Source organism: Streptomyces sp. S6, assembly GCF_054880855.1.
Genome location: NZ_JBTYMC010000311.1, coordinates 1 through 7,714, shown reverse-complemented (window position 1 = coordinate 7,714; position 7,714 = coordinate 1). Strand labels below are relative to the sequence as shown.

The 7,714-nt window shown below is 69.4% G+C and carries 9 protein-coding genes and 1 pseudogene; 6 read left to right on the top strand and 4 right to left on the bottom strand.

Going from position 1 to position 7,714, the window contains the following annotated elements:
- From tilS to ACVNF4_RS29435, 5 genes are all read left to right on the top strand, one after another.
- On the top strand, positions 1-662 hold a 662-nt coding region (gene tilS / locus ACVNF4_RS29455; RefSeq protein WP_461805928.1), incomplete at its 5' end, for a tRNA lysidine(34) synthetase TilS.
- 72 nt (positions 663-734) lie between these two features.
- Positions 735-1,274, top strand: coding sequence for a hypoxanthine phosphoribosyltransferase (hpt, locus tag ACVNF4_RS29450; protein ID WP_010351442.1), 540 nt, complete (start codon positions 735-737; stop codon positions 1,272-1,274).
- A gap of 185 nt (positions 1,275-1,459) precedes the next feature.
- Entirely contained in the window at positions 1,460-3,487 is a 2,028-nt protein-coding gene (gene ftsH, locus ACVNF4_RS29445) for an ATP-dependent zinc metalloprotease FtsH (protein ID WP_461805929.1), read from the top strand.
- 123 nt (positions 3,488-3,610) lie between these two features.
- On the top strand, positions 3,611-4,216 hold the full coding sequence (gene folE / locus ACVNF4_RS29440) for a GTP cyclohydrolase I FolE (protein ID WP_461805927.1): 606 nt from the start codon (positions 3,611-3,613) through the stop codon (positions 4,214-4,216).
- 69 nt (positions 4,217-4,285) lie between these two features.
- A complete protein-coding gene (locus ACVNF4_RS29435) occupies positions 4,286-5,266 on the top strand; it encodes a hypothetical protein (RefSeq protein ID WP_461805926.1) in 981 nt (326 codons plus the stop codon).
- Between the two features lie 24 nt (positions 5,267-5,290).
- Here the strand turns inward: ACVNF4_RS29435 and ACVNF4_RS29430 are convergent, their stop codons facing one another.
- The 4 genes from ACVNF4_RS29430 to ACVNF4_RS29415 all read right to left on the bottom strand — a co-directional run bounded on the left by ACVNF4_RS29430 (position 5,291) and on the right by ACVNF4_RS29415 (position 7,582).
- On the bottom strand, positions 5,291-5,782 hold the full coding sequence (locus tag ACVNF4_RS29430) for a DUF3180 domain-containing protein (protein WP_461805925.1): 492 nt from the start codon (positions 5,780-5,782) through the stop codon (positions 5,291-5,293).
- 72 nt (positions 5,783-5,854) lie between these two features.
- Entirely contained in the window at positions 5,855-6,451 is a 597-nt protein-coding gene (gene folK / locus ACVNF4_RS29425; protein ID WP_461805924.1) for a 2-amino-4-hydroxy-6-hydroxymethyldihydropteridine diphosphokinase, read from the bottom strand.
- Positions 6,448-6,807: a dihydroneopterin aldolase gene (folB, locus tag ACVNF4_RS29420; RefSeq protein WP_461805923.1), complete on the bottom strand. Its 360-nt coding sequence runs from the start codon at positions 6,805-6,807 to the stop codon at positions 6,448-6,450. Before folB ends, folK begins: the two co-directional genes overlap by 4 nt.
- 262 nt (positions 6,808-7,069) lie before the next feature.
- Entirely contained in the window at positions 7,070-7,582 is a 513-nt protein-coding gene (locus tag ACVNF4_RS29415; RefSeq protein ID WP_461805922.1) for a nuclear transport factor 2 family protein, read from the bottom strand.
- 12 nt (positions 7,583-7,594) lie between these two features.
- Here ACVNF4_RS29415 and ACVNF4_RS29410 point away from each other — a divergent pair.
- A pseudogene (locus ACVNF4_RS29410) lies at positions 7,595-7,714 on the top strand (rRNA maturation RNase YbeY); the annotation flags it as partial.

Genomic DNA, 7,714 nt, shown 5'->3' with positions numbered 1-7,714 from the left:
CCCGCTACGCCGCCCTGGACGCCGCCGCGCAGCGCCACGGCGCGAGCGCCGTCCTCCTCGGCCACACCCGCGACGACCAGGCCGAAACCGTCCTGCTGGGCCTCGCGCGCGGCTCCGGGATCCGCTCCCTGTCGGGCATGGCCGCGGTCTCGGGGGCCGGCGGCCGTTACCGGCGCCCCTTCCTGGAGCTCGACCGGCAGACCGCGCGCAAGGCGTGCATGGTCCAGTCGCTCCCCGTCTGGGACGACCCGCACAACGCCGACCCCGCCTACACCCGCTCCCGCCTGCGGCACGAGGGCCTGCCCGCGCTGGAGAAGGCCCTCGGCAAAGGCGTCGTCGAGGCCCTCGCCCGCACCGCCCAGCTCTCCCGGGACGACGCCGACGCCCTCGACACCTGGGCGAGCCAGGCCGAGGCGTCCGTACGGGACGCGGCGGGCCTCCTGGAGTGCGCCAAGCTCTACGCCCTCCCGCCCGCCGTCCGCCGCCGCATCCTGCGCCGCGCCGCCATCGAGGCGGGCTCCCCGGCCGGTTCGCTCTTCGCCCGGCACATCGAGGAGATCGACCGGCTGATCACCGGCTGGCGCGGCCAGAAGGCCATCAACCTGCCCGGCAAAGTGGTCGCCCAGCGGCAGGGTGGCAGACTGGTCATCCGGCAGAGCTGATCCCCGCCCCTCCTCCAGGGGCGGTGGCCGGTGCGACGAGCGACGAAAGTGATCCGGGTGGACGCGAAAGACATGGGTGCCGACCTCCAGCAGGTGCTCATCAGCAAGGAAGAGATCGACGCCAAGCTCGTCGAGCTGGCCGCGAAGATCGACGCGGAGTACGCGGGCAAGGACCTGCTCATCGTCGGCGTCCTCAAGGGCGCGGTGATGGTCATGGCCGACCTCGCGCGCGCCCTGTCCACCCCCGTCACGATGGACTGGATGGCGGTGTCCTCGTACGGCGCGGGCACCCAGTCCTCCGGCGTCGTGCGGATCCTCAAGGACCTCGACACCGACATCAAGGGACGGCACGTCCTGATCGTCGAGGACATCATCGACTCCGGCCTGACGCTGTCGTGGCTGCTGTCGAACCTCGGCTCGCGCGAGCCCGAGTCGCTGAAGGTGTGCACCCTGCTGCGCAAGCCGGACGCGGCCAAGGTCGCCATCGACGTCGAGTGGGTCGGTTTCGACATCCCGAACGAGTTCGTCGTCGGATACGGCCTCGACTACGCCGAGAAGTACCGCAACCTGCCGTTCGTCGGGACGCTCGCGCCCCACGTCTACGGCGGCTGAACCCTCCCGCGCAACCTCGTACGGGGCAGGCGGGAACTCCAGCGGGATTCGCGCCGTTGGAGCATGCAGACGGCACTGCCGGGTCCTGAGTGCGGCTGTGGCCGCCCAGGCTGGGGTACCGTCGGGAGAACTGTCTTATCAAACTCACTATGGCAGGAGGGACGGGGCGGCACCGCTCCGTGTGGATGGACGTGAAGCGATACTTCCGTGGGCCGGTCATGTGGATCGTGCTGGCCGTCCTTGCCGTGGTCGTGTTGATGCAGGTCGTCGGCTCGTCCGGCGGCTACAAGACGGTGGACACAGGCCAGGTCGTCCAGGCGATCAACAACAATCAGGTCGAGTCGGTCAAGATCACCACCGGCGACGAGCAGACCGTCAAGGCAACGCTCAAAGACGGCGTGAAGATCAAGGGCAGCTCGAAGATCCAGGCGAGCTACATCGGCGACCAGGGCGTGACCATCGCCAGCACGCTACAGAGCAAGTACCAGGACAAGCAGATCCCCAAGGGGTACACGGTCTCGCCGACCAAGCAGAACGCGTTCGTCGGCATCCTGCTGTCCCTGCTCCCCTTCGTCCTCATCGTCGTCGTCTTCCTGTTCCTGATGAATCAGATGCAGGGCGGCGGCTCCCGGGTGATGAACTTCGGCAAGTCGAAGGCCAAGCTCATCACCAAGGACACCCCGAAGACGACGTTCGCGGACGTCGCGGGGTGCGACGAAGCGGTCGAGGAACTGCACGAGATCAAGGAGTTCCTCCAGGAGCCGGCCAAGTTCCAGGCCGTCGGCGCCAAGATCCCCAAGGGCGTGCTCCTCTACGGCCGTCCCGGCACCGGCAAGACGCTCCTCGCGCGCGCCGTCGCCGGCGAGGCGGGCGTCCCCTTCTACTCGATCTCGGGTTCCGACTTCGTCGAGATGTTCGTCGGCGTCGGTGCCTCCCGGGTCCGTGACCTCTTCGAGCAGGCCAAGGCGAACGCCCCGGCGATCGTCTTCGTCGACGAGATCGACGCGGTCGGCCGCCACCGCGGCGCCGGCCTCGGCGGCGGTCACGACGAGCGCGAGCAGACGCTGAACCAGCTGCTCGTCGAGATGGACGGCTTCGACGTCAAGGGCGGCGTGATCCTCATCGCCGCGACGAACCGGCCCGACATCCTCGACCCGGCGCTCCTGCGCCCGGGGCGCTTCGACCGCCAGATCGCGGTCGACCCGCCGGACCTCCAGGGCCGTCTGGAGATCCTCAAGGTCCACCAGAAGGGCAAGCCGGTCGCGCCCGACGTCGACCTCGCGGCGGTCGCCCGCCGCACCCCGGGCTTCACCGGCGCGGACCTGAGCAACGTCCTCAACGAGGCCGCGCTGCTCACCGCCCGCAGCGACAAGAAGCTCATCGACAACGGCACGCTCGACGAGGCGATCGACCGTGTGGTCGCGGGCCCGCAGAAGCGGACCCGGATCATGTCGGACAAGGAGAAGAAGATCACCGCGTACCACGAGGGCGGACACGCCCTGGTCGCGGCGGCCTGCCCGAACTCCGACCCCGTCCACAAGGTCACGATCCTGTCCCGGGGCCGCGCCCTCGGCTACACGATGGTGCTCCCGGACGAGGACAAGTACTCCACCACGCGCAACGAGATGCTCGACCAGCTCGCCTACATGATGGGCGGCCGGGCGGCCGAGGAACTGGTCTTCCACGACCCGACCACGGGCGCCTCGAACGACATCGAGAAGGCCACGGCCACGGCCCGCGCGATGGTCACCCAGTACGGCATGACCGAGCGGCTCGGCGCCATCAAGTTCGGCGGCGACAACAGCGAGCCGTTCCTCGGCCGCGAGATGTCCCACCAGCGCGACTACTCGGAAGAAGTAGCCGCCCTGGTGGACGAAGAGGTCAAGAAATTGATCGAGAATGCGCATAACGAAGCCTGGGAAATCCTGGTGGAGAACCGCGACGTCCTCGACAACCTCGTGCTCGCCCTGCTGGAGAAGGAGACGCTGGGCAAGGAGGAGATCGCCGAGATCTTCTCCGCGCTCCACAAGCGGCCCGCGCGCCCCGCGTGGACCGGCTCCTCCCGGCGCACCCCGTCCACCCGTCCGCCGGTGCTCTCCCCCCGGGAGCTGGCCCTGACGAACGGTGCCAACGGCTCCTCCGCCTCGGTGATCACCGCCAAGGCCACGGAAGCCGCCCCCGTGGCGGCCCCGGAGGACCGTAACGACGGCTGACGCCGGTCCCGAAATGGATGCCGCGCCCCCCAGGATCTAGCCTGGGGGGCGCGGCGTTTTCGTATGCCCGCAGCTCAGCCGCGTGACCCACACGCGCGACCCGCACAGGAACGAGGCAGCCACATGACCGACCCCGTGAAGCTGGACGGCGAGGGCGCCATCGGCGAGTTCGACGAGAAGCGCGCCGAGAACGCCGTCCGCGAACTGCTCCTCGCGGTCGGCGAGGACCCGGACCGGGAGGGGCTCAGGGAGACGCCGGGGCGGGTTGCCCGGGCGTACAAGGAGCTTCTCGCGGGGCTTCGGCAGAAGCCTGAGGACGTGCTGACGACGACGTTCGACCTGGGGCACGACGAGATGGTCCTGGTGAGGGACATCGAGATCGTCTCGTTCTGTGAGCACCATCTGCTGCCGTTCCACGGCGTGGCTCATGTCGGGTACATACCGGCCGCGACAGGCAAGATCACCGGCCTGTCCAAGCTCGCACGCCTGGTCGAGGTGTTCGCTCGCCGCCCCCAGGTGCAGGAGAGGCTCACCACCCAGATCGCGGACTCGCTCATGCGGATCCTGGAAGCGCGGGGAGCGATCGTCGTGATCGAGGCCGAGCACATGTGCATGTCGGTCCGTGGCATCCGGAAACCGGGCGCCAAGACAACGACCTCCGCGGTCCGGGGCCAGCTCCGTGACGCCACGACCCGGGCCGAGGCGATGAGCCTGATCATCGGGCGCTGAACCGATTGTCAGTGGCAAGCCCTACGATCCTTGATCAGTGGAGTCGACTGCTGATCAAGGGAGATCACGGTGGCGCACGGACTGCCCAGCAAACAACTGGTGAGCGTGATCGGGGGAGCACGGCAGGCCAGGAACGTCGAGGTGGGCTGCAAGCTCTGGACGCTGGACGGACCTCGGACCGTTCGGACGACCGTCGTGGAGATCACGGTGGCCAAAGTCCGCGAGATCGTCGAAGTGGTCACCGACAGTGGGGCGTTCATGGTTGCCGCTGCCCAGGAGCTGTGCACTTCTGACGGCTGGATGCCCGCTGCCGACGTGGCGGGTACCAGGCTCACCTGGACTCCTGCGCGGAAGCTGTGCCGTGAGCGGCTGGAGATACGGCCGGGCTACGAGTTCGGCTACTTCGTCGGGGCCACGTGCGCCGACGGGACGGTCGGCAGGAACTACGTGTCCCTGATCGTCAACGAGGAGGACTTCGCTGCCAAGTATGCGGAATGCCTGACCAAGGCGACCGGGCTGCCCGCTCGGCTCGAACCGGTGACCCGTCCCTCCGGATACCTCCAACGAGACATTCCGGGGTTCCGCGTGCGAGTTGTCTCGTCGTACCTCGCTGACGCCTTGCGGCAGTACGTGGGTGGGGACGCTCACCACATGAGGCAGCGCTTTCCCAGGGTGGTACTCCGTGACGATGCCACCTTCGCCGGCTTCCTCGACGGCTACGTCGATGGTGACGGTCATCGGATTCAGAAGCACTGGGATGCTCGGGTCGTGGTCAGTGCCAACGTGCCGTTCCTGCGTGAACTGGCGGCTGTCATCGGCGCACGGTTCACACCCAACCCGACGGTCGGTCGGGTCTCACGCGTCTACATCTCTGACCAGTGGCCCCGTAGAGGGACCTACCGACCCGAGGCGCATCCGCTGTACCTGGACGAATCGGCTTGGGTTACGGCTCACGACGCCCGTCTGCGCAGGGCAGAGGGAGCAAGCCGTTCACTCTCTACAGCTATCGCCTGGATCCTCAACTCGGCTTCCTTGCCAACGGGCATCTGATCCGCAGCCCTCGCTGACCCTTCCTCAGGCCGCCGACGGCTGCCCGTTGCCGCCCGTGTGGTCGTCGTCCTCCGGGAGGCGGCAGACGCGTTCCAGGAAGATCGCGGCGACTATGACGGCGATGCCGGTGACGACGGAGAAGCCGGCGTAGATGGCCTGGTCGCGGCGGGCCGGGAGGTCGAGGAACTCCAGGAGGAAGACGCCGACGCCGCCGTACATGCCGGAGACGAGGGCGGCGACCAGGGCGCTGGCCTGGCCGAAGACGACCGAGCGGGCGGCCATCATCGGGTCGACGCCCTTGGCGCCGGGGCGGCGCTCGCGCTGGGCCTTGAGGCGGGCGCGCAGCGAGAGCGCGGTGGCCAGCAGGACGGCCGCGATCAGGGCGAGGACGATGGGGGCGGCCAGCGGGACGCTGGGGAGGGTTCCGAGCGAGTTCCACAGGCGGGCGCCCGCCCACGAGAGGATCGCGGCGACGGCGAACACGCCGGCCAGCACCCTGATGCGCAGCTCTCTCACGGTGTCCCTTCGGCTCCCCCGGTGGTCCGCGGGAGCCTCCCGCGGACGCAGTGTCGTCACCGACCTTAACGACTACGCGGGCAGGTGGAGTTCCAGGTCCGCCCGGGGGACGACACCCTCGCGGCCGACCTCGCCGAGCAGCTCGGCGACCGTGCCTCGGCCGGGCAGCTTGGCGTCCGGATCGACGTCGTACCAGGGGGCCAGGACGAACGCGCGTTCGTGCGCGCGCGGGTGCGGGAGCGTCAGGCGCGGGTTGTCGTCCACGACCTCCGCGTAGGACACGATGTCGACGTCCAGCGTGCGCGCGCCCCAGCGGTCCGCGCGGACCCGGTCGAACGCCTCCTCCACGGCGTGCGCCCGCTCCAGGAGGGACGACGGGGGCAGTGTCGTCTTCAGGACGACGACCGCGTTGAAGTACGACGGCTGGCTCGCCGGGTCGACGCCCCACGGCTCCGTCTCGTACACCGGGGAGACGGCCTTGATCCGCAGGCCCGGGGTGTCCTCCAGGGCGTCGATGGCGCCCTGGAGGGTCTCCAGGCGGTTGCCCAGGTTCGAGCCGAGGGACAGGACGGCCCACTGCGGGTTGTGCAGGGTCGTGTCGGCGGCGTCGACCTGCTCGACGACCGACGCGGGCACCGGCTGGACGGTGGGGTCGGCGGGCGGCTTCATACGCGGCTCCGGGTGATCGTGATCGTCACGTCGTCGAAGGGGACCGTGATCGGGGCGTCCGGCTTGTGGACGCACACCTCGACCTCCTCGACCCCGTCGTGCTTCAGACAGGTCTGTGCGATGCGTTCGGCGAGCGTCTCGATGAGGTCGACCGGCTCACCCTGGACGACGGCGACGACCTCCTCGGCCACGATGCCGTAGTGCACGGTCTTCGCCAGGTCGTCGGCGGCCGCGGCCGGGCGGGTGTCCAGGCCCAGCACGAGGTCCACGACGAAGGTCTGGCCCTCCTCGCGTTCCTTCGGGAACACGCCGTGGTGCCCACGGGCCCTCAGGCCGCGCAGCGCGACACGATCCACGCGAATCACTCCTGCAAGTCGTCGGTCGGGGGCCGGCCGCCGCTCTGCGCGAGCGGCTCACCGGCCTCGATGCGAATCTACCCGCGAGCACTGACAGCGCCGGTCCGCGGCGGGCGCGGGACCGGGCCGGGGGCGAGGGAGCGCTTCACCGACTCCCTTGGCCGCCCCGGCCGCTGACGGGTCGGTAGCCGCCCCTACCCAGGGGTTCGTGATTCCAACCACTTCTTGCTCCCTGCGGGGGGCTCGCGGGCCGGATCCCGTCTCAGGACGCCGGTTCGTCGTCCTCGTCGTCCGGGTCGACGTCGTTCTCCGCGAGGACCGGGGAGGCGTGGTGGGACCAGATCTTCCAGCCGTCCGGGGTGCGGCGGAAGACGTTCGTGGCGACGACGACCTGGCCGACCAGCGGGCCGAGCTCCTCCCCGGCGGCCGGTGCGGGACCGCCGGAGAGGATGTTCTCCGAGCACGTCACCAGGGCGGTGTCCCCGGTCACCGACACGTGCACGTCCGTGAGGAAGAACTGGATGTAGTCGGTGTTCGCCATGATCAGCGCGTACGACCGCAGCACCTCGCCCCGCCCGGTCAGCACCGGCCAGCCCGGGTGCACGCAGGACACCACCCCGGCGTCCGCGGGGTCGTGGTACTCCTCGTCGACGCCCAGGTCGGAGGGGGTGAGCCAGAGCGACGACACCCCTTCGAAGTCGCCGCTCTCCAGCGCCTCGTAGAACGCCGTGTTGGCGGCCTCGACCTGCTCGACGTCGGTGTGGGGCGCGCTCACCGGTCTCCTTCCGCGTGCCGGCGGATGCGGATCCACCCGCTGTCCGAGCTGTCGGTGATCGTCGTGGACGCCGACGCGATGGAGCAGTTGCACATCCAGTGGATGGATCTGCCGGGGCCGACGGACGTCATG

Coding starts and splice junctions, on each gene's coding strand:
- hpt (WP_010351442.1), top strand. CDS start 735: ATGGGTGCCGACCTCCAGCAGGTGCTCATCAGCAAGGAAGAGATCGAC.
- ftsH (WP_461805929.1), top strand. CDS start 1,460: ATGGACGTGAAGCGATACTTCCGTGGGCCGGTCATGTGGATCGTGCTG.
- folE (WP_461805927.1), top strand. CDS start 3,611: ATGACCGACCCCGTGAAGCTGGACGGCGAGGGCGCCATCGGCGAGTTC.
- folK (WP_461805924.1), bottom strand. CDS start 6,451: ATGAAGCCGCCCGCCGACCCCACCGTCCAGCCGGTGCCCGCGTCGGTC.